Below are 20,051 nucleotides of genomic sequence, written 5' to 3' on the forward strand. Positions count from 1 at the left end.
TCACCATATCATCCCCCAAAAAATGAGAGTCAAAAAGAACGTAACGGAAGGTACAGCATTTACCACGGATTATAATCAGGTACTGGAACAGATAAAGCATATAGACCCCACAAATTATGCAGCCACCAGAAACTTTATCAATGGAGCAGTCACTTACCTTTCCCCATATATTTCAAGGGGCGTAATAAGCCTTCGGCAGATCCATCGGGAAGTAATGAAAAAAGGCTGGAAGATAGAGGAATGCGAAAAGTTTTTTCAGGAACTGGCTTGGCGCGAGTACTACCAGCGCCTCTGGGAGGTAAGAAAAGATCTGATCTGGCAGGATTTACGAACTCCCCAGACCGATGTGCTGCACGGAGATATGATCAGGGCAATTATTGATGCCAGAACTGGTATAACAGCTGTAGATGAGGCAATCAACAGGCTGTATAGCACGGGTTATATGCATAACCATGTCAGAATGTATCTCGCCTCGATTGCCTGCAATATTGCCGGAGCCCATTGGCTCCAGCCCTCAAAGTGGATGTATTACCATTTACTTGATGGTGATATAGCCAGTAACAATTGCAGCTGGCAGTGGGTAGCAGGCGCTTTCGCGCCAAAAAAATACTACTGCAACCAGGAAAATATTAACAGATACACCCTCAGCGTACAGGAGGGTACATTTCTGGACAGGCCTTATGAAGAGATTCTTACTATGGAGCTACCTGGTGAACTTAAAGAAAGGATCGACCTGAAGTTAAGCACAACATTACCAGAAACCTTGCTCCCCGCAATCGATAACACCATGCCAACGCTGATCTATAACAGCTACAACCTGGACCCGGAGTGGAGAAAAGAAGAAACTGCGAACAGAATCCTGCTACTGGAGCCGTCCCATTTCGCCCGCTACCCGGTTAGTGAAAAAGTAATCAGATTCATCAGGGATTTAGCCGGAAACATTCCCGGCATCCAGGTTTATACCGGTGAAATTACCGACCTGCAGTCTCTGTACGCAACGGGCAGCCGATCTCCATTTGAGGCATTTATCTCAAAAAACCATGTGGCCTTCGGGCATTATCCGGGTATACGCGACAGTTATGAGTGGATGTTTCCGGAAGTTACCGAAGAATACCCTTCATTTTTTGCCTATTGGAAACGCTGCAAGCGTTACCTGTAAAACGTCCAGCTCATTTTATATGTACGAAAAATTAACAAACAAGCTAAAGGCCGGGTTTGATCCTGGCAGACAGGCCATTGAAGAGGTACTGGCTTGCTTCAGTCCGGCCCTTACCGGGCGGAATCAACTCCTGCTCTCACCGGGAGAGGTCTGCAAAAACTATTATTTCATCGAAACAGGTGCACTTAGGGTTTTTACAATTAATAAAGAGGGGATAGAAAATTCCCGTTTTTTTGCCTTTGAAGGCAACTTCTGCACCGCCCTGCCCAGTTTTATAAACCAGGAGCCTGCCATGGAATATCTTCAGTCGATCGAGAAAAGCAGGCTGTTTTCAATAAGCAGATCCTCTTTTTTTGAAATGGTGGAAAAGCACCGTTTTTTTTCAGGGATTTACCTCAACATCCTTGAAACGGGATTTATAAACGCCCAGAAGAGGATATATGGTTTCCAGGGCTTCGATGCGATTGAAAAGGTGAGGTGGGTAATTAAAAGTCAGCCCGAACTTCTGCTAAGGGTTTCCAATAAAATGGCAGCTTCCTATCTGGGAATATCGCCCTCCACGCTGAGCAGAATGAAAGCAAAGCTTTAAAACGTTGATCTGCGTCAACGTTAATCCATGTTTTTCAGGTTAGCTTTGCCATATGAAAACCATTAAGAAAACCTGCGGATATGGCATACTGTTTTCAGTACTGCCTCGGCAAAACCTTTGGATGAGTGCAGCAAAGTTGAGCGAATAGACTCCCTAACACACTCGAAAATAGAGATAAGCCTCAGCGGCGCAGTTTTAATGGCTAAAAGAGCCAGAGCATACGCGAAGACACTCAACAGCAATATTGCGGTTGCTATAGTAGATGCAGGAGGAAATGTAATTTTGATTAAGAGGGAACACCTGGCAGGGGCCCACAATGCGGAAGCTTCGCGCAAAAAGTCCTATACTGCACTTTCCACGAAAACTTCCACTTTGGTACTCACACTCAGATCAGACTCCAAAGCAGAAAACGGGAATCTTTCCACGTTAACCGGGCTGCTGCTTCTCGGAGGAGAGATGCCTTTGTTCGATGATAAAGACTATAACGGCCCCATTGGTAGCGCAGGTGGCAGCGGACCGGAACGTGAGGATCTTATCGCCAGAAACGCAATATTGCAGCCAAATTAAACCTGATACATAACATGAAAAAACTAATTATTCTCACTTTACTGAACATCTACAGTGTAATAAGCTACAGCCAGGACAGAACGTACCTCCTCTCCAGCCATATCCTCGATATTTCAATGGGTAAACCTGCGCCAGGGGTACCGGTAAAACTTGAGCATCTTGATACAAAAACAGGAGCCTGGACATTTACCGATCAGAAAAAGACAGATTCCAATGGCAGGATACCTAACTTTTTGGAAACAGGCAAAACTGAAAAAGGAATCTACAGACTGACCTTTCTCACCAACGAATATTTTCATTCCAGAAATATTGAAAGCTTTTATCCGTTTATTGAGGTGGTGTTCAAAATCGGTGAGGAAAGCCACTATCATGTGCCTATAACGCTTTCTCCTTATGGATACTCCACTTACAGGGGGAACTGATCACCTCGGGATAAACTTCCGGTCATACTTTTCAGCTTGCACCATTTAAACCTTACTGTATAATTATACCCGTGCTCCCTGGAAGACCCAGTTACAGGTATCTCGCATTTTAGCAGAAGAATACAGTGAAGGTTCCGGCGGTTTAAGTGTTACGATGATGCCGGGCAACTGCATGCATGGTATGTATTTGCTGCGCTGGGTTTTTATCCGGTAGATCCCGTTTCAGGAAATTATCAACTTGCCAGTCCTTTATTTAAACAAACGGTAATCTCTTTTACCAATGGCAAAAAATTAACCATAACCACTATTAGAAAAAGTAAAAAATCTATTTACAGTGCTAAAATCACTTTAAACGGGAAAAGTTTAACCAAACACCAAATTACACATCAATCTTTGGTTTATGGCGGAGAATTGATCTTTTACCTTCAAGATGGACCCATTAAGCGCTAAATCATCAAAATTCATCTTAATGGAGGCTCAGTTATCTATTCCAATCAACATCTATATTAAACCTTAAATAAGACCAGGGTCACTAGCAGAGCGCTAAGTACAAGGATAAAAATGATCATGGATACAGGAAAGTTATTTTTTTCCGGCTCTTCGCCGGTTTTATCTGATGCATCTGATTTTTTCTTTCCAAGATTCATTGTTAGTGCCATATTAACTACATTCGACTATACAGATGCCGAAAAGATTAATGCGGCAGAAAATTTATCTTTTTTGATCATTACTCCTGCCAACATTTAACAAACAAAAAACAACCTGATAACCTTATGGCAACATTGCTTACTTAACTTACCTATACGCTTGTTTACCATCAAAAACCGGTAAACATTAATGTTTTAGTAAAATACCAGGTTATGAAACAGCAGGTTCGAAATATCCCAGGTAAACTGGTCGATTTTGATTATAACAGATACAGGTTACCCACCTTTGTAACGCAGTTTAGGCCCTCCGTATATCAGGATGGTGATTGTTTTTATGCCGTATTATCTTTTGAAGGAGAACACGATGTTTCTGGTCTGGGCACCTCGCCGGAGGATGCGCTGATCGATTGGAACGATAAAGTATGTGAAATGCTTGCCTTACCAGGCCCTTTACGTACTTCGTTAAGCATCGGAAAAAAATAATCCGTTTTAAGCGGCAAACTTATCTTAACCTTACTTTATCTGATGGACCAAAATATATCTAATGACCTGGTATTTCAACAATACCAGTATGATCAGCTGAATTTTCTCAGCAACTGCCATTTTGAAATCAAAAGGCCATGCGATTGTACGATGCTCCAGCTCCATCACTTCTATTTACTGCTAAAAATGGGAAATAAGGTCTCAACCATTGATTTACCTGCAAAAATCTTTAATGCGGCGTTTCTCGCATTTTGCTATCATGGTAAAAAATTGGCTGGCATTTCGGCCATTAAACGGCCTGGCCTTTCTTATCTTCAGGAGGTACATAAAAAAGCAGGGATTACTACAGTAACAGAAAAACCCTTTTTAGAAATGGGTTATTCATTCACCATCGAAGAGGTCCGCAATAAAGGAATCAGCGGTACATTAAAAAGGATGCTACTCCACAAACTCAGTAATCACCAGGGCATTATTTTTTCTACCACGGCAACGCCTAGCAGTCAGCGATTTCTTTTAGCCAATGGTTTTCAGACAAAAGGGAATTCTTATCAAGGTAACTTCGATAATCATATCACCTATTTTGAACGTACCTTGTCATGTTGATTTAAGGTTCATATGGCCAGGCAAGGGCTTCGGACGTAATAAAACACCTGGAACAACGTCGAAGCCCCTGCCTTGAAACGCCATACACTTCTGTTCAGGATACCTTAATTTCTGCAGGTCTGGAACTGATCTGTATAATTAAACAACCGGTTTAAATGGGTTTGCCTTTCTTTTCTGCAAAAGATACCCTTTATCTTGATCTGGCTAGCACAAAGTCGATTATTAACTCCTGATCTCTCTACGCATGAAAAGATAATAGGAAAGGGCAAAAAAAGCAATGCTGCCTGCCAAAAGTCCGGTAAGTTGTGGCCACACAATGATCAGGCTCTCCCGTAAAGGAAGCGGCGAAGGAATAGCCCCAGAAAGCTGTTCCATACTCATTGGCCCAAGGCTTCTGATGGATGGCATCAGCATGGTGGTTGCACCATCACTATACAACTGGCCGGGCGCAACACGCATAATATCCATAATCAATTCATTATAGGCCAATTTTTCGCCTTGCGTTAAATAAGCTGCATCAGGCAAAAAAGCCCTGATTGCCAGATTAACCAGAATCGGGTAAAATACGGTAAAAAACAACCAGACACCCAGTGCAGTTAAGGCTGAGGTAGACGCATGACGAAAAGCAACCGATAGCATGATAGACAGGCTTAAATAAAAGCCTACATAAACAATTGTTAGCGTGGAAAAACCAATAATTCTCAGGAACTCCTGAGATTCAATCCTCACCCCGGTCAAGAAAAGTCCTCCACCAATCATCAGCAATGTAAGGGAAATAAATAATGTTGCGATGATCAGCATTGCGCTGTAAAATTTCGCAAGAAGGATATTGTCGCGGTATACAGGCTGTGCCAACAACCTGGTTAACGAGCCGCTGTTCTGTTCTGAATTAATGGCATCAAAGCCCATCGTGATGCCAAGCAGTGGTGCTAAAAAACTCATCAGGATATGAAAAGGCGGCATAGATCCATCGGTTGCACTGAGCAGTTTAAGGTATAAAAATGCATGGTCAGGATCATTGACATTATTAAATGATGCCCGAATGTTGGACATGGAAATATACAGAGAGGCAAAGAAGGTGAGCAACACCAAGGCAAGCAGCAGGATAAAACGCCAGCTGTGCACGTGATCTGAAACTTCTTTTCTTACCAGCACTTTAAAGGGACTGAGCTGGTCACTCTCCTTTGATTTTTTTTTGTTTGTTGCCCAATAATGGCTTTCGCTAAGCGCTTTCATGTTATGGGGTTAAATTTGTATTTTTTTCAAAATATTTCGCGTAGATTTCATCCAGTCCATATTGTTTGTGGCTTATGGCCTGGATATTTGCACCCAGTTCAACCAGCCGTCGAACAATTTTTGGGGTGATATCCTGACTGGTATTAAATTGCAGGATCCTATCATTAACGATCAATCCATTAATCTCCGGAAAAGTGCTGAATTCAGCTTTCAATATTGCAGGATCCGCCAGTTCTTCGGTTAAATGAATGCTGGTTTCTACTCCTGTGTTTCCAAAGAGCTGGTGGGAAAGTGTGGGCAAATCGCCGGTAGCAAGCAACTTTCCATCCACGAATATGCCTACCCTATCACAAACCTGCTGAACATGGTGAAGATGGTGCGACGAAAGCAACACCGTCAAACCTTGTTCCCGTTGCAGAGATTTGATCAGTTCAAGAAATTCTTTTACCCCACTCGGGTCCAGGCCTAAAGTAGGCTCGTCCAGAATGATCAGTTTCGGTTTTTTGATCAATACTTCGGCCAGGCCCAACCGTTGTTTCATACCACGTGAATAACTGGAAGCAGGCTTATCTGAAGCGGCTTTCAGCCCCACCAATTCCAAAATTTTGCGGGCGTTTTCCTTTATTCCAGTTTCGGCCAGTCCATTAAGCCTTGCCATAAACACCAGGTTTTCAAGTCCCGTTAGCTGAGGGTAAAACCCCAGATTATCAGGCATATAACCTACCACCCGCTTAACGTTAATCGGATCTCTTGTGGCGTTATGACCGCAAATAATGGCCGAACCGCTATCTGGTTCTGTCAGGCCAAGCATCATGAGTATACTGGTGGTCTTACCTGCACCGTTTGGGCCCAGTAAGCCAAATATTTCGCCATGCGGAATCGTCAGGTTAAGCTGATCAACGGCAACATAAGAACCATAACTTTTGCATAGGTTCTTTAAATCTATGATGGCTTCCATCTTTCTGGTTGAAGGTTTTAAGGTTCTCGAAAAGTGGTTACCGACGACCGTATTTACGGATGAGCACATATACTGCTGCAACTGCCAGTACGATGATGAGTATTCCAATCCAGCCGGACAGTACAGAAGTTTTTACAAAGATCCTAAAGGCGGCCTGCGCATTGGCATTATTTCCTCCAAGCGTAAAAGTGGCACTATAGTCTCCGGCAATTGTTTTATCCGGTACTTTTAACGTCACTTTAATCGTTACCTTCTTACCACCATCCAGCTTTTCAATCTGGCTTGGAGAAAAAGTTGCTTCCCATCCGGTGGGTAGTTGAGAAGAAATACTTAATGAAGATAGCGGTAAGGTGCCTGTATTCTGTAATTCAAGTTCAATATCCTTATGAGAACCGGCAGTAAGCTCCTCACTTAGTCTTCCGCTCGGCGTACTTAGGCTGGCACCATAAGACCCCTTCACTACAGCTTCCAGTTGTAACGGCAAAGTTAGCGAAGATGATGCGGCCTTGATGGGAATGATATATTTCCGGGCGGCGGCATTTGCTGGTGCAGTAATTTCGATGGCTATCTCGCGGGTTTGGCCTCCCGTTAAATTCACAGAAGTAACCTGGCTACCCTCTACACGATAGCTAATCTGCCAGCCTGCAGGCAATTCCGACCTGAGTTCATAAACCTGTGGGCTAGCTGTTCCATTGTGTAGCGAGGCTGAAAAGCGAAACGGCTCATTAACAGCAGATTCGATATTGACCAGCTTGGCAGAAAATCCGGATGCTCCTTTCTGAGAATCCTGGGTTTGCGCATCAACGGTTTTCGTTGCAGCAAAAAATGTTAATAATAAGAGTGTGCGAAATAAGCCCTTTCGCAAGGGATCGAATAGTAGTTGTACTGACATAATCTAAACCAAAATATTAATAATTGCTTTAAAAAATGTTTTCTGATTTTGTTATCTGATTAGGGCTCCAAAACAAAAAAAAGTTGATTTTTTTTCAAAATATTTTAACATTTTTTAACAATTGAACATGCGCGTTTATGCGGATTTTCGATCAGTCCCGGCTTCAAAAACATAATCTGAAACAGAAGTAAATCATGATACTGTTCCGCTTAAAGAGGTGCCTTAAACCTGCAGTTTATGAACCGCGTGAAGTTTGTTGCGCATTTAATGATGACCTTAAACATGCCGACGGTATGGCCTTGCGACCGGAAGACCTGCAGATGAAACAGAACAGCAGTAATGATAAAATATATTTCATTTGAGTTCTTCAACTTCAGACAGGAAAACACCGTGTCAAAACTGAAAAAATTTCAGCTGTTGCACTGAAAAATTTTCATTTTTTATGAAAATTTTTCAGAAAAAATGCGCTCAGATTGGTCAGAACGACCTTGGCACAGCACTTGATCAACATGAAATGTAACCTTAAACGAAGGTTAAATTGATAAATTAATTGATTTATAGTCCATTTATTATTAAAACATTAAAAGGAGAAAAAACTATGACATTGGTTAAATTCAATCCAGAAAAAAAGAACAGTTCATTATTGCCAGGCTTTAATGACATCTTCGAATCCGTATTAGGTGATACTTTTTTTACAGATCGTCGCTTAAGCAGCGTACCAGCAGTTAACATTTCTGAAACGAATGAAGAGTACCACATTGAACTGGCTGCTCCGGGCTTAAAGAAAGATGATTTCAAAGTATCTATTGAGAAGGATATGCTAACCATATCTACCGCACAGCATACCGAAAACAATAATGACGGTAAAACCTATAACAGAAGGGAATATAGTTACGCTGCATTTACCAGAGCATTTACCCTTCCGGATAGCGCTGATGTTGAACGGATTCAGGCCGCTTATACAGATGGTATACTCCATCTCAACATTCCAAAAAAGGAAGAAGCAAAGGCAGTCTCAAGACAGATCGAAATACAATAGTTTCCCAGGTGCCGCATTTAGCGGCATTTTTTATTTAATGATGTCTTCTTTTTGTCCATTTTAAAAAACACCAAAAATTTAGCAATGGAAACCCGTTTCATAATCAACATCAGCCTTCAGGGACCGGCTGGAAAAATTGCCTATGGCCAGTTTTCTCTTGGCCGAGACAAAAAAGAAGCCACTGAGATTTTCTCCCAGCTAAAAGGTAGCGAAGAAGATGCGCCGGGATGTTCATTAAAAATAGAATTTATGGAAGAAATAATGGAACTGCCCATTCTTATTGGCACTAAAAATTGTAACCTGGATGAACTAAAAGAAAACATTGCCATTATTTCAAAGGAGATATTCCGCATTGCTCATCTGGAGAATGGAAATATTGATGGGAATACGGGTTGAGTCTGCAAAGGCGAAGTTAAATTTTACTTACTCTGAACCCGTATCAGGGTCTTTCTTGCAGGATAGATCTCTCCGTTACACTAGGTTTCAGTCGGGATGACGATTCTTACCTAAAAATTCCAGATGGCAAAACTTAACAGCTGGAAATTTTTCAGCAATATCGTCACCCTGCCCCTAAAGCTTAGCTTCAAATTTCCTGATGGCTTCCGTACTAACCGGGGTAAAAAAATTAACGAGATTTCCATCAGGGTCACGGAACAAAAGCGAACGGTTTCCCCAAGGCATAGTTGTGGGTTCCTGAACTAAATATCTAGCCAGAAACCCGGATCGTTCCTGATAAATCCGGTCTACATCATCCGTAATGAATTCGATAATGGCGGAACGGTTTTCGGCTGCTTTGGCAACTTCGGTTCCCCCGAAAAACTGTAAAGTTCTGGTGCTTCCAATTGCGAGTGTTATATAAGCAGTTTGCAGCTCTGCAAAATCTTCCGTAAAGCGAATACCCTTTATCTGAGTGATCTGCTCATAAAACTCCAACATTTTACTAACATCTTCAGTGATGATCCTGATTGAAACGAGATTAATCATTTGTCTTTTAATTTATTTCAGACAAATTTCTGGAAGCTTTATGACAACAGCTTGTCAGCGGTTATTTTTTTTCAGGATTTTGAAATACTAACGCAGTATAGCCGAATGATGAACCACAAAATCCTTTTCAAGCTGTATATCATCTGATGAACTGCCTACCATTAAATGATAAGTTCCCGCTTCAACTTCCCATTGCATCTTCTGGTTATAAATTTCAAGATCTGATGGATTGATGCTGAAAGTAATCGTCTTTTGTTCCCCGCTCTTCAAAGCCACCCTTTTAAACTTGATAAGCTGTTTAACAGGCATTACTACTGATGATTGTTGATGTCGCAGATAAAGTTGTACCACTTCCTCACCATCTGTTGATCCTGTATTTTTCAAATCTATTTTAACATTTACTGTTTTTTGACCGGGATTAGTCGCTATCTGAAGATTCTGATAAGCAAAAGTGGTGTAGCTTAACCCATAGCCAAAAGGATATAAGGGCTTAGCGTCCATTTCTATATAATCGTGTTTCTCCGGATAGCGTGCATTGTAATAAACCGGTAACTGTCCGACAGATTTGGGAACCGAAATTGTTAATCTTCCTGCAGGATTATAATCACCGAAAAGTACATCGGCAATCGCATGACCACCTTCCTGTCCCGGGTACCAGGCATCCAGAATGGCGGGAACATTTTCGGCAGCCCAGTTTAAGTTCAAAGGTCTTCCCTTTATCAATACCAATACTACTGGCTTCCCTGTTTTCATTACTGCTTTTAGCAACTTCATCTGGTCGCCCATTAAATCAAGTGTAGCCCGGTCATATCCTTCACCGCTTTCCATATCGCTAAGGGCCTCTGCTTTTGCATTCACTTTTGCCGCACCGGTTTCAATGTATTCGGTCTTAAAATCACGGGCACTGGAACCGCCCAATACCATTACCACAGCGTCAGATTTTTTCGCTGCAATAACCGCATTTTCAATCTCGCTGGAAAGCGTATCGCGGATGGCACATCCTTTTACATAATTGATCTGGGTTGTTTCACCTAGTTTGTTTTTAATCCCCTGTAAAACAGTAATTACATTACCTGTTGCCTGCGGCGCCGTATAATCGCCCAACTGGTTGTAAACATTGTCGGCATTTGGGCCTATAACGGCAATACTTTTTAATTTTTTACTGAGTGGAAGCAGCTGGTTCTGATTTTTTAATAAGATAATGGATTGCCGGGCCACCTCACGCGCCAGCCCAATTTTTTCCGTATTTCTCACTTTTTGTTTAGCCACCTGCGGATCAACATAAGGGTTTTCAAATAAACCCATCCGAAATTTTATCATCAGTACCTTACTTACAGCGCTATCCAATACCCTCATGGAAACTTTACCCTGTTTTATGGCATCAAGTAAAGCTTTTCCATAACCTATTCCGCTTAAATCTGCATCTAAACCGGCGTTAATAGCCATTGCAGCGGCCTCAGCCGCTGTTCCAGCGACATGATGATTCGATTTTAACCCCGAAATGCTGTTCAGATCAGAAACCACAAAGCCCTTAAAGCCCCAATCTTTTATCAGTACATCTTTAAGCAGCATTTCATTTGAGGAACAGGGAACGCCATCAATGGAATTGTACGAAGTCATCACCGATAAAACCCCTACCTTAACTGCGGCTTTAAATTGTGGAAGGTAAAACTGATGTAAAGTGCGCAATCCCAGGTTGATGCTGCTACCATTGTGTCCGCCCTCCGGTGCACCATAGGCAGCCAGGTGTTTCAAGGTGGCCACTACATTTACTCCGCTATTAATCGATTTTCCCTGCATCCCTCTCACCATTGCTTCGCCCATTCTGCTAATTAGTACATGGTCTTCCCCATAAGTTTCTTCCACCCTCGACCACCTGGGTTCTCGTGCCAGGTCAAGCACTGGTCCATAGCCAACATGACCGCCCTGTAAGCGTGTCTCCTCAGCAATTGCCCTGGCCATTTTTTCAATCAACTCCGGATTAAAGGTGCTGCTCTGCCCTATTGAAGTCGGGAAAACGGTTGTACCAATAGCCATGTGGCCGTGCGGCGCTTCTTCAGAAAGTAATATAGGGATACCTAAACGCGTATTTTCAACCGCATATTTCTGAATGGCATTTGTAGCTTTTGCGGCCAGTTCGGGATTCAATCCATTTGCCAGCGTCTTTTTGGTCCAGGGATCTGCCCGCAGTGTTGCCCACAACATCCCGGTATACGACTCCTTTAATGATTTTTTAAAGGTCTCACTTACTTCAACTTCATTACCGTTTTTATTATACATCGGCCAGCCCAATGGCATAGAAATCTGCCCCACTTTTTCTTCAACCGTCATCCGCGAAAGCAGATCTTTAATCCGGCTTTCTACAGGTGCTTTTGCATTTTTGTATAAAGGAAGTGTGCTTTTGTTTTGTGCAAAAACCGGGAGATGAGAAATTGAAAATGCCAGTCCCAAACCTACAACAATTTGGATTCTTTTAATCATATCCATTAAAATTATGCCCAGGCCTTCTTCAAAAAACGTAACCAGTTTCCGTTCATCAGGTTTTCGACATCCGTATCGGTATATCCTCTTTTTATAAATAAATCCGGTACTTTCTTTAAATCAGCAATGGTTTCGAGGTCGTAAGGACACTGTTCTTTGCCAAAGGCACCATCCAGATCTGAACCGATGCCCACATGCAATGCATTACCTGCAAGCTGGCAAATGTGGTCAATATGATCGATCATCACCTCGAGGTTACAATTCATTTCCTTAGGCTGTGAAACGCCACGTTGCCAGTTGGGCACCATCATCCAGGCATCGAGCGCAGCACCAATTACGGCTCCGCGATCAATCAGCGCTTTAATCTGCTCATCGCTGTACTGGCGGTTATGGTTTACCAAGCTGCGGCAATTATTATGCGAAGCCCAAACATGTCCGTTAAAACGGCTCAAAGCATCCCAAAAACTATCATCACATAAATGCGTAGCGTCTAAAATGACGTTTAGCCGTTCCATTTCCTTTAACAGCTCATGCCCCAACGCAGTCATTTTACCTGTTGCATCTGTTCCCTGTGCATAGCGGCCGGGGCCATAATGTGCGGGGCCAACCGCACGTAAACCGCTCTGCCATGCCCGTTCGAGATGCCGGGGCGTAACAAATGAATCTGCACCTTCCAGACTGAGGATGTAGCCTACAGGCTTTTCAGCCGCAGGCTGATCGTTTTGCCATAAAGCGATGTGTTTTTCCAGTGTTTCGAGGTCATGCACCTGAAACATTTCACCGGCATCTTCCATGGCCTTGTACCAGGCCAGCTGTCCCTGGGTTTGCGCCCAGGCTTGTTCAGGAGAATGCCAGCCAGGCAACCGGTTATCAGGCGCCACGTATCTTGCAATTTGTGTGGCCACCACCAGACCGATATTTCCTCTGCGCAGCTCGGGCAGCGATACGGTTGCCAGGGCCCGGTCCGGTTTATCGGTCAAACCCGCTTCACGATGATTAATGGCTGAAACCTCCTGTGTTAAATCACGGTTCCATTCCAAAGCGTTCATGCTTAAATCCAAATGGGCGTCTATCGTAAACATGCTAATTCTTTAAATGGTAATTTTTCTTTTTCGGGAAATGATTTCCCAATACTCCAAAGATCGATCTGCCTTCAGGCAAATGGCCTTTTCATGCAGGGCAACAGTTGGGCAAACATGATAAGGCAATCCGTACAGCATATCGCCAGGCAAATAGGTTTTGGGCGTGGGGTTGCGCAATACCAGGTGTTCTTCACTCTGGCTTTGAACTTCAAGAAGTGGGGCATTGATGAAAACTACACGATTTTTCAGCTCCTTTTCTGCCGCCACCGCTTTGTGCCCGAGATCAGTACAGAGCCATCCATCATTTGGAAGGGAAACTACCCTGCTGGCCACCAATGCGGCAGTATGAAAAGCCTGTTCCGGGTAAGCATCCTGATAACCCTTATCCCAAAGGATAAAAGTACCGGGACTACATTCAAAACCGGTTTGCGAGGCGTAGACCGGAAAGGTAGGTGTACCGCCTGCTACAACGGTAATTTCATATCCTAAGTGCGCCTCAAGCTGTTCACGAAGGTCAAACAACTGTTTAATAACAGGCGCCGATTTCTCCATCCTAACTTCCATAGCTGCATCATGAATGTGACCATCATAGGCGTGCAAACCTTTAACTGTTAAACCGGTAAAACGCTGCAGGCTCTGCACTAAGCCGAAGGCTTGATGGGGCAATAGGCCGGTTCTGTTCATGCCTACATTCAAATCGATGTAAACATCAACTTTTACATCCTCTTTAATCGCCATTACTGAAAGCTGTTCAGCTATAGCCGGGTGATCTACCAGGCAGCTGAAAACCGTATCAGGATATTGGTTTTTAATTTTAAAAAAGCGGCTGATATTCTCGGCCACCGGCTGATAAGCCAGCAAAACATCAGGTGCCTGATCCATCGCCAGCATCTCTGCCTCTGCAATGGTAGCGCATTTAAATTTGTTGATGCCTGCCGATAACAGCAGCCTGGTAATTTCCCTGCACTTATAGGTTTTTACATGAGGCCTCAACCGGTCTATGCGGTCAATCATACTTTTCAGTAAACTGATATTCGCTTGCAAACGTTCCTCATAAAAAATAAGCGATGGCGTTTCAATACGCGCTTCATCAGGCAGCAGATACCAGGCTTGCTTTTGTTCCATCTTAAAACAGTTCGAATAAGGCCTCAATCTCAACCGGGATATTATCAGGCAATGAGCCGAAACCTACAGCGCTGCGTACACCAATCCCGTTTTCTTCGCCCCATACTTTTGCGAAAAGCTCGCTGCATCCGTTAATGATAAAAGGATGTTTCTCAAATTCGGGCGTACAGTTCACCATGCCCAATACTTTAATTACCCGTTTAACTTTGTTCAAACTGCCTAAATTAGCTTTGATTGTCGATAACATGGTTAAGCCTACCTGTAAAGCAGCAAGTTTGCCCTCTTCCTGGTTTAAATCTGATCCGATCCGGCCAATAATAAGTGATTTATCATCCTGTACTGGTCCGTGACCACTCAGATAAAGATATTTTCCATCAACCAGGCAAGGCTTATACACGCCTAGTGGTGCTGGCGCAGGTGGAAGGTTCAGTTTTAATTGTCCGAAGCGTTCGTCGGGAGTTAAATTTTCCATTTTATATATGTGTTATAATTAAGCGATAACCAGGTGAAGCAAAAGTATGCCAAGCAGACCAACAATGCCAACTATTGACTCCATTAATGCCCACGATTTAAAGGTATCTTTTAGACTTAAACCAAAATATTCTTTAAACATCCAGAACCCGGCATCATTAACGTGCGAAAACATGAGGCTCCCGGCGCCTACTGCAAGCACCATCAGGTTTGGATTGGTATGTGTCTGCTCCATTAAGGGTACAATAATTCCGGCAGTAGTTAAACCTGCAACCGTTGCAGACCCTACACAAAAGCGGATCAAAGCCGCGATCAGCCAGGCCAGGAATAATGGCTCCAGCTCAACGTGCCGGAGGTAAGACGCAATTTGGTTACTCACACCGCTCTCGGTTAAAATCTGCTTCAAAGCACCAGATCCGGCAATAATAAGTAAAATCAAAGCAATGTCTTTTACTGCCTCACCATAAATACCCATAATTTCGGTCATCTTTTTACCCTGCGACAACCCCAATAACCAGGTGGCTGCGATCAGTACAATCAGCATTACCACAGCAGGCTGACCGGCAAATAAAATGTAAGGCAAAATGGCTGAATCCTGGCCAAGTAAAAGTGGAAGGAAAGATGCAGCAGCCAGTAATATCACCGGGAGTAAAGCGGTGAAAAAACTTTTAAAGCCACTGGGCAGGTCGTGCTCAGCGCGTTCAGCAGCGCTGAATGAAGCGATGGGTACTGCGATAATATTTTTCAATGTCCGCGAAAATATGGGGCCGCCGATAACGATTGCCGGGATAGAAACAACCAGACCGTATAACAAAGTTAAGCCCATATCTGCCTTAAACTGCACTACCAAAGCTGCCGGCGATGGATGCGGAGGTAAAAAACCATGGGTAACCGATAATGCGGCAAGCATGGGCAGGCCAATATATAAAGCAGGTAATTTGTAGCGGTAAACCACTGAGAAAATCAGGGGTACCATCAATACGAAACCAATACCATAGTAAAGCGGAATACCAATCAGAAATCCGGTTAGTACCATCGCCCATTGAATATACTTTTGTCCGAACACCCGCATACTTACCTGGGCAATCTTTTGCGCAGCCCCGCTTTCGGCTACCAGTTTACCTAACATCGCACCTGCGGTAATGATGATGGCCAGCGAACCCAGTACGTCGCCCATCCCCTTTTCTATACTGGCGGGGATTTTTGCCGGAGGTAAACCCAGCGCTAAACCGGCAATAAATGATACCAATAAAAAAGAGATGAAAGCATTGATCTTGAAAAACGAGATCAGTACAATGAGTAGTGCTATGCAAAGCAGAACGATTAGTATAGTCATTTAATTTACGATAATCTCATCTAACAATAGCCAGGCTTTTGTCCCTGCGCCGTAAAAACCGTCGGGTATAATTCCAATATTACTGGCTTTAATCCGTAGGTAACGGGCTTTAACGGGGTTAATTTTGTGCAAGGCCATATTGATGCCCTCTACACTGAAAACGGTTTGCCTTGATACTTCCGTGTAAACCTGCTGATCAGTTGAAACTTCTATTAAAAGTAATTTAGGCGGATGCATTTTCTGCCACTGGTAATTTAAGGTATTGATGCCCACTTCACACATTGTTTTTTCTTCGCCCAAATCAACTACGGCTTCAAAATCCCCGCCGCTAAGCCCGAGCCACTCTCCGTTGTTGTATAAATACGATCCTAGGATACCGTTGGTTAAACACTGGGCATCGATGTTATAGTTGCCCTGTCCGCTGTGGGTTAATGTTACTTTTTTACCGGTTGCCATACTTTTAACGATAACCTGTTCAAACATTTTTCCTACCGGCTTGCCTGCCCTAAAAAGCTGGGCTTTTACGGCTGCAGATTGCGTAATGGGAATAGGACGGGAATATTTCATACTGCTCAAACCCGGTTTTTCATTATTTAAAGTATAACGGATTTCAGCATTTGGCAAATCGGTACTTAATGCAAAAGCTTTTGCCTCATTTATGCTTGCGCCGGTAACATCATAAAAAGCGGTCGAATAATTCAGTTTTTTTAAAAACCATCTATTTGCCATCAGCCGGGAGAGGAAATCAGCGTAAAGTTTATTTTCTTTAAGCGACCATGCGGTTTCTGCAAGGGCTATTACACGGGGAAAGATCATGTACTCTGCTTTAGAAGCATCACTCAGATATTCACTCCAAACATTTGCCTGCACACCTTTAATATATTGTTGTTCTTCTGGATTCAGTTCAGCTGGTATGGGTTCAAAACCATACACCTTTTTTAATGGCAGATAGCCGCCCGCAGCGATTTGTTCCGTTTTATTGAATGATTGATAGTAATCAAGATAAAGAAATTTTTCAGGCGTCATGATGACGTCGTGCTTCAACCTGGCAGCCGCAATGCCGCCTTCCAGGCCCCGCCAGCTCATCACCGTAGCATCGGGCGCCAACCCACCTTCTAAAATCTCATCCCAGCCGATAATCTTTTTACCTTTTACATTCAGGTAGCGCTCGATCCTGGCAATAAAATAAGCCTGTAGTTCGTGCTCGTCTTTAAGTTGTTCCGCTTTAATTCTTTTCTGACATTTAGGGCAATTGTGCCAGCGGTTTTTCAGACATTCATCGCCACCGATGTGGATATATGCCGAAGGAAACAAGGGAATGACTTCATCCAGCACATCTTCAAGGAATTGGAAAGTCTCTTCGTTCCCTGCACAGAAAACATCTTCAAATACGCCCCAATAGGTTGCCGTTTGGTAAGGTCCGCCGGTACAACCCAGCTGTGGATAGGCCGCCAGTACGGCCTGTGCATGTCCTGGCATTTCAATTTCAGGGATGGTGGTAATCTGGCGTGCGCTGGCATAGGCCACAATGTCTTTTACTTCTTCCTGTGTATAATAACCACCATATCTTTTTCCATCAAAACGGTGCGGATCAGCCCGTTTATGTCCGATTAGCGTCTCATCCCGATAAGCGGAAACACTTTGCAACAAGGGATACTTTTTAATCTTTATCCGCCAGCCCTGGTCGTCGGTTAAATGCCAATGGAAGGTGTTGATCTTGTATAACGCCAGCAGATCAAGCCATTTTTTTATCGATTGAACGCTAAATAAGTGTCGGGCCACGTCCAGATGCATACCGCGGTAAGCGAAACGTGGCTCATCCTGAATGTGGTACGCCGGTACCGTAATTATCTTATTTTTTTTCCTGATGAGCTGCACCAGCGATTGCAAACCATAAAACAGCCCTTTTTCATCAATGGCTTTAACGGTTATGCCATTTTGAGAAACATCAAGTAAGTAACCTTCTGATTTTAACTTCAGATGGGTATCAACCATGAGATTGATTCCTTTGGGCACTGGCCTATTGCTTCGCAAAAGTGTAAAACCCGATACATCTTTGAGGTATTGATCAAAAAATGCAGTGCTTAAATGATCAGAACCTGAAATATGCAACCTGGTTGTTTTTTGTATCGCAAAACTTCCCGAACGCTTCAGCTCAAGGGCAGGTTTAGGAATAATCCCTGATCCGCTGATCTCTTGCGCCAATATGTTAAGCGAGAAAAATTGAAACACCCATGCAAAGAGCAAGGCGAGCCATTTTACCCGATCTGAAAGCGCTCGATTCAGGAAACATATAGTCATAAAACCTTTTAGCATTCCCTAAGGTAAGTTTAAAACTTTATTTTCTCCATCTATTATTACACTTTGCTGTTCTACAATGGCTTTATATTCGTAAGCACCTCTAGGTAATTTTACCGTTCCGCTAAAAGTTCCATCGGCCTTGATATTTACCCAAGGACTCATTTTCCATGCTTCTGCATACAGTGTTTCTACCTGCCCCAGGTATGGACGATAGTAAAACCTCGCCCGTTCGGGTTTGATTTTAGCATGGTTAAGCACTTTGCCATTTAGTGTAGCAACACCTGCCGCAACTTTGTAATCACCACTCTGCACCATTGCCGCTTCGGTAAATACCGGTTCCACATTTTCCAGCTTAATTACAACAGGATTTGGCCAGCGGTGATCGTCGTAAATACGCTGTGCCTTTACTACCGAAAGCTCCAGTCCATTGGCCGTTTGCTTGAATCTGGATGATACATCCAAATCGGGTTTGTATTCAATAATCTTACTGTTTTGCCCCAGCACACTGATTTTTGTATTCGCAGTAGCCTTGGCAGATTTTAAAAGAAAAGTTTTGCGTTCGCCCTCTTTCCAGTTTCTGGCATCCATTACAATGGCAAACAAAGTTCCAGGCGCTTTTTGGGTGAAATAAATATTTTGCTCTTTGCTCACTACCCAGCTGCGCACATGATCCATCGATTCGTGGTTGATAAAATACCAGGCTCCCATTTCACGTAAACGATCCTCCTGCTCGCTGGGCAAGGCGCCATTTGCTTTCGGCCCCACATTGAGCAGCAGTGAACCACCTTTGGCACGGGCCTCGATCAATAGCTCGATTAGTTGCGAACCTGATTTATATCGCTCATTAGTAGGCTGGTACTGCCAGGCTGTGCCTATGGTAATCGGCGATAACCATGGTTGCGTAATTTTAGCCCCCGGCAACGTTTGCTCAGGCGTTAAAATGGCACCTCGCGTTATCAGGATATCAGGCTGCATTTTCCACGCAGTTTCTTTAACAGCCTCTTTCGGGTCGCCATCAATAAACAATACATCTACCTTACCATAATTCTGCATCAGCTCTTCCGTTTGTTTACGGTTATATGCTGCATATTCCTTTTTGGTCGCTTCATCCAGGTTGGCGATATTTCTGCTGATGGGAATTTTGTGTTTATAAAGGAAATTAAAATCTTCCGGCGAAAAATAAAAACCCACATCGAGCCCGGCCTCACGAGTAGCTTTTACAAATTCTTTCAGCAGGTCTTTTTTATATGGTGTATTGGTAATTTTAAAGTCTGTAGTTTTGGTATCCCAGAAACAAAAGCCGGCATGGTGCTTAGTGGTAAAAACAATGTATTTCATACCGGCCAGTTTGGCCAGTTCGGCAATTTCTTTAGGATTAAAAGAAGAGGGATCAAATGTTTTAGGGAGTTCGCTAAAATAACGGTCTGTGTAATCATCAGAAGCGCCAACCAAAGAGTGACTGATCACCACCCCCAGCTGTGCATCCACATTGAAATGGATAAATAAACCCGCTCCGGTGTTGCGTAACCATTCCTCACGTTCAGGTTTATTTAAGTTGTAATTACTGGAAGTTTCATCTTCCACTACATCATTGCGTTGGGCAGAAACTGTACCGGTAAAAAACAAACAGACTAATAGTATTCGGTATATCATTCTTCGGATCTTTTAATTCATCC

20 protein-coding genes and 1 pseudogene are annotated in these 20,051 nt (G+C 43.3%); 10 read left to right on the forward strand and 11 right to left on the reverse strand.

The genetic code is table 11. From position 1 onward, the window contains the following. The first annotated feature begins 22 nt into the window (after positions 1 to 22). The 8 genes and pseudogenes from ACIQXP_RS00400 (at position 23) to ACIQXP_RS00435 (ending at position 4,470) form a co-directional block, all read left to right on the forward strand. Entirely contained in the window at positions 23 to 1,159 is a 1,137-nt protein-coding gene (locus ACIQXP_RS00400; protein ID WP_387504438.1) for an FAD-binding domain-containing protein, read from the forward strand. Between the two features lie 19 nt (positions 1,160 to 1,178). Continuing rightward, positions 1,179 to 1,748, forward strand: coding sequence for a Crp/Fnr family transcriptional regulator (locus ACIQXP_RS00405; protein ID WP_293744834.1), 570 nt, complete (start codon positions 1,179 to 1,181; stop codon positions 1,746 to 1,748). A 117-nt stretch (positions 1,749 to 1,865) separates the two neighbouring features. Beyond that, on the forward strand, positions 1,866 to 2,315 hold the full coding sequence (locus ACIQXP_RS00410) for a GlcG/HbpS family heme-binding protein (protein WP_387504436.1): 450 nt from the start codon (positions 1,866 to 1,868) through the stop codon (positions 2,313 to 2,315). A 14-nt stretch (positions 2,316 to 2,329) separates the two neighbouring features. Beyond that, a complete protein-coding gene (uraH, locus tag ACIQXP_RS00415) occupies positions 2,330 to 2,737 on the forward strand; it encodes a hydroxyisourate hydrolase (RefSeq protein ID WP_387504434.1) in 408 nt (135 codons plus the stop codon). 165 nt (positions 2,738 to 2,902) lie between these two features. After that, positions 2,903 to 3,187: pseudogene (locus ACIQXP_RS00420) on the forward strand (glycoside hydrolase domain-containing protein); the annotation flags it as partial. Between the two features lie 117 nt (positions 3,188 to 3,304). Beyond that, entirely contained in the window at positions 3,305 to 3,484 is a 180-nt protein-coding gene (locus ACIQXP_RS00425) for a hypothetical protein (protein ID WP_387504433.1), read from the forward strand. Between the two features lie 113 nt (positions 3,485 to 3,597). Further along, positions 3,598 to 3,867, forward strand: coding sequence for a hypothetical protein (locus ACIQXP_RS00430; protein WP_145855435.1), 270 nt, complete (start codon positions 3,598 to 3,600; stop codon positions 3,865 to 3,867). Positions 3,868 to 3,909: 42 nt separating this feature from the next. Beyond that, the gene (locus ACIQXP_RS00435) at positions 3,910 to 4,470 is read left to right on the forward strand and encodes a hypothetical protein (RefSeq protein ID WP_387504432.1); all 561 of its coding nucleotides are present in this window, start codon (positions 3,910 to 3,912) and stop codon (positions 4,468 to 4,470) included. A gap of 222 nt (positions 4,471 to 4,692) precedes the next feature. Here ACIQXP_RS00435 and ACIQXP_RS00440 read toward each other — a convergent pair whose 3' ends face one another. The 3 genes from ACIQXP_RS00440 to ACIQXP_RS00450 are packed head-to-tail and all read right to left on the reverse strand — an operon-like array spanning position 4,693 to position 7,556. Beyond that, positions 4,693 to 5,706: an ABC transporter permease gene (locus ACIQXP_RS00440; protein WP_387504431.1), complete on the reverse strand. Its 1,014-nt coding sequence runs from the start codon at positions 5,704 to 5,706 to the stop codon at positions 4,693 to 4,695. 1 nt (position 5,707) lies between these two features. Next, positions 5,708 to 6,664: an ABC transporter ATP-binding protein gene (locus ACIQXP_RS00445; RefSeq protein WP_387504429.1), complete on the reverse strand. Its 957-nt coding sequence runs from the start codon at positions 6,662 to 6,664 to the stop codon at positions 5,708 to 5,710. Positions 6,665 to 6,701: 37 nt separating this feature from the next. Continuing rightward, complete coding sequence (locus tag ACIQXP_RS00450; protein ID WP_293744842.1) at positions 6,702 to 7,556, reverse strand: COG1470 family protein; 855 nt, start codon at positions 7,554 to 7,556, stop codon at positions 6,702 to 6,704. A gap of 598 nt (positions 7,557 to 8,154) precedes the next feature. Between ACIQXP_RS00450 and ACIQXP_RS00455 the strand changes: the two genes are divergently transcribed. Both ACIQXP_RS00455 and ACIQXP_RS00460 read left to right on the forward strand, forming a co-directional pair. After that, positions 8,155 to 8,595, forward strand: a complete 441-nt coding sequence (locus ACIQXP_RS00455; protein WP_134203845.1) for an Hsp20/alpha crystallin family protein — start codon at positions 8,155 to 8,157, stop codon at positions 8,593 to 8,595. Between the two features lie 84 nt (positions 8,596 to 8,679). Beyond that, entirely contained in the window at positions 8,680 to 8,991 is a 312-nt protein-coding gene (locus ACIQXP_RS00460) for a hypothetical protein (protein ID WP_293744843.1), read from the forward strand. Between the two features lie 174 nt (positions 8,992 to 9,165). Here the strand turns inward: ACIQXP_RS00460 and ACIQXP_RS00465 are convergent, their stop codons facing one another. From ACIQXP_RS00465 to ACIQXP_RS00500, 8 genes are all read right to left on the reverse strand, one after another. Further along, on the reverse strand, positions 9,166 to 9,579 hold the full coding sequence (locus ACIQXP_RS00465) for a VOC family protein (RefSeq protein ID WP_293744844.1): 414 nt from the start codon (positions 9,577 to 9,579) through the stop codon (positions 9,166 to 9,168). Between the two features lie 87 nt (positions 9,580 to 9,666). Next, positions 9,667 to 12,060: a glycoside hydrolase family 3 N-terminal domain-containing protein gene (locus ACIQXP_RS00470; RefSeq protein ID WP_387504428.1), complete on the reverse strand. Its 2,394-nt coding sequence runs from the start codon at positions 12,058 to 12,060 to the stop codon at positions 9,667 to 9,669. 11 nt (positions 12,061 to 12,071) lie between these two features. Further along, positions 12,072 to 13,142, reverse strand: a complete 1,071-nt coding sequence (locus ACIQXP_RS00475) for a dipeptidase (protein WP_387504427.1) — start codon at positions 13,140 to 13,142, stop codon at positions 12,072 to 12,074. 9 nt (positions 13,143 to 13,151) lie between these two features. Beyond that, positions 13,152 to 14,267: a D-TA family PLP-dependent enzyme gene (locus ACIQXP_RS00480; protein ID WP_387504426.1), complete on the reverse strand. Its 1,116-nt coding sequence runs from the start codon at positions 14,265 to 14,267 to the stop codon at positions 13,152 to 13,154. Between the two features lies 1 nt (position 14,268). Next, complete coding sequence (locus ACIQXP_RS00485; protein WP_387504425.1) at positions 14,269 to 14,739, reverse strand: RidA family protein; 471 nt, start codon at positions 14,737 to 14,739, stop codon at positions 14,269 to 14,271. An 18-nt stretch (positions 14,740 to 14,757) separates the two neighbouring features. Next, positions 14,758 to 16,074 carry a gluconate:H+ symporter gene (locus ACIQXP_RS00490; RefSeq protein WP_387504424.1) on the reverse strand — a complete coding sequence of 439 codons (1,317 nt, stop codon included), beginning with the start codon at positions 16,072 to 16,074 and terminating at the stop codon, positions 14,758 to 14,760. Further along, positions 16,075 to 18,390 (reverse strand): glycoside hydrolase family 20 protein, encoded by a 2,316-nt coding sequence (locus ACIQXP_RS00495; protein WP_391527773.1) that lies wholly within the window; start codon positions 18,388 to 18,390, stop codon positions 16,075 to 16,077. Positions 18,391 to 18,393: 3 nt separating this feature from the next. Continuing rightward, positions 18,394 to 20,028 carry an alpha-L-fucosidase gene (locus ACIQXP_RS00500; protein ID WP_387504422.1) on the reverse strand — a complete coding sequence of 545 codons (1,635 nt, stop codon included), beginning with the start codon at positions 20,026 to 20,028 and terminating at the stop codon, positions 18,394 to 18,396. Positions 20,029 to 20,051: the final 23 nt, after the last annotated feature.

It is taken from the genome of Pedobacter suwonensis, from assembly GCF_044762335.1.
In the GTDB taxonomy this organism is placed as follows: Bacteria; Bacteroidota; Bacteroidia; order Sphingobacteriales; family Sphingobacteriaceae; genus Pedobacter.

Bases quoted from the DNA above. Each gene is read 5' to 3' on its own strand.
- ACIQXP_RS00490 (WP_387504424.1), bottom strand. From the start codon at position 16,074: ATGACTATACTAATCGTTCTGCTTTGCATAGCACTACTCATTGTACTG.
- ACIQXP_RS00495 (WP_391527773.1), bottom strand. From the start codon at position 18,390: ATGCTAAAAGGTTTTATGACTATATGTTTCCTGAATCGAGCGCTTTCA.
- ACIQXP_RS00435 (WP_387504432.1), top strand. From the start codon at position 3,910: ATGGACCAAAATATATCTAATGACCTGGTATTTCAACAATACCAGTAT.
- ACIQXP_RS00440 (WP_387504431.1), bottom strand. From the start codon at position 5,706: ATGAAAGCGCTTAGCGAAAGCCATTATTGGGCAACAAACAAAAAAAAA.
- ACIQXP_RS00430 (WP_145855435.1), top strand. From the start codon at position 3,598: ATGAAACAGCAGGTTCGAAATATCCCAGGTAAACTGGTCGATTTTGAT.
- ACIQXP_RS00405 (WP_293744834.1), top strand. From the start codon at position 1,179: ATGTACGAAAAATTAACAAACAAGCTAAAGGCCGGGTTTGATCCTGGC.
- ACIQXP_RS00470 (WP_387504428.1), bottom strand. From the start codon at position 12,060: ATGATTAAAAGAATCCAAATTGTTGTAGGTTTGGGACTGGCATTTTCA.
- ACIQXP_RS00450 (WP_293744842.1), bottom strand. From the start codon at position 7,556: ATGTCAGTACAACTACTATTCGATCCCTTGCGAAAGGGCTTATTTCGC.
- ACIQXP_RS00465 (WP_293744844.1), bottom strand. From the start codon at position 9,579: ATGATTAATCTCGTTTCAATCAGGATCATCACTGAAGATGTTAGTAAA.
- ACIQXP_RS00480 (WP_387504426.1), bottom strand. From the start codon at position 14,267: ATGGAACAAAAGCAAGCCTGGTATCTGCTGCCTGATGAAGCGCGTATT.
- ACIQXP_RS00445 (WP_387504429.1), bottom strand. From the start codon at position 6,664: ATGGAAGCCATCATAGATTTAAAGAACCTATGCAAAAGTTATGGTTCT.
- uraH (WP_387504434.1), top strand. From the start codon at position 2,330: ATGAAAAAACTAATTATTCTCACTTTACTGAACATCTACAGTGTAATA.
- ACIQXP_RS00455 (WP_134203845.1), top strand. From the start codon at position 8,155: ATGACATTGGTTAAATTCAATCCAGAAAAAAAGAACAGTTCATTATTG.
- ACIQXP_RS00460 (WP_293744843.1), top strand. From the start codon at position 8,680: ATGGAAACCCGTTTCATAATCAACATCAGCCTTCAGGGACCGGCTGGA.
- ACIQXP_RS00475 (WP_387504427.1), bottom strand. From the start codon at position 13,142: ATGTTTACGATAGACGCCCATTTGGATTTAAGCATGAACGCTTTGGAA.
- ACIQXP_RS00400 (WP_387504438.1), top strand. From the start codon at position 23: ATGAGAGTCAAAAAGAACGTAACGGAAGGTACAGCATTTACCACGGAT.
- ACIQXP_RS00485 (WP_387504425.1), bottom strand. From the start codon at position 14,739: ATGGAAAATTTAACTCCCGACGAACGCTTCGGACAATTAAAACTGAAC.
- ACIQXP_RS00500 (WP_387504422.1), bottom strand. From the start codon at position 20,028: ATGATATACCGAATACTATTAGTCTGTTTGTTTTTTACCGGTACAGTT.
- ACIQXP_RS00425 (WP_387504433.1), top strand. From the start codon at position 3,305: ATGGATACAGGAAAGTTATTTTTTTCCGGCTCTTCGCCGGTTTTATCT.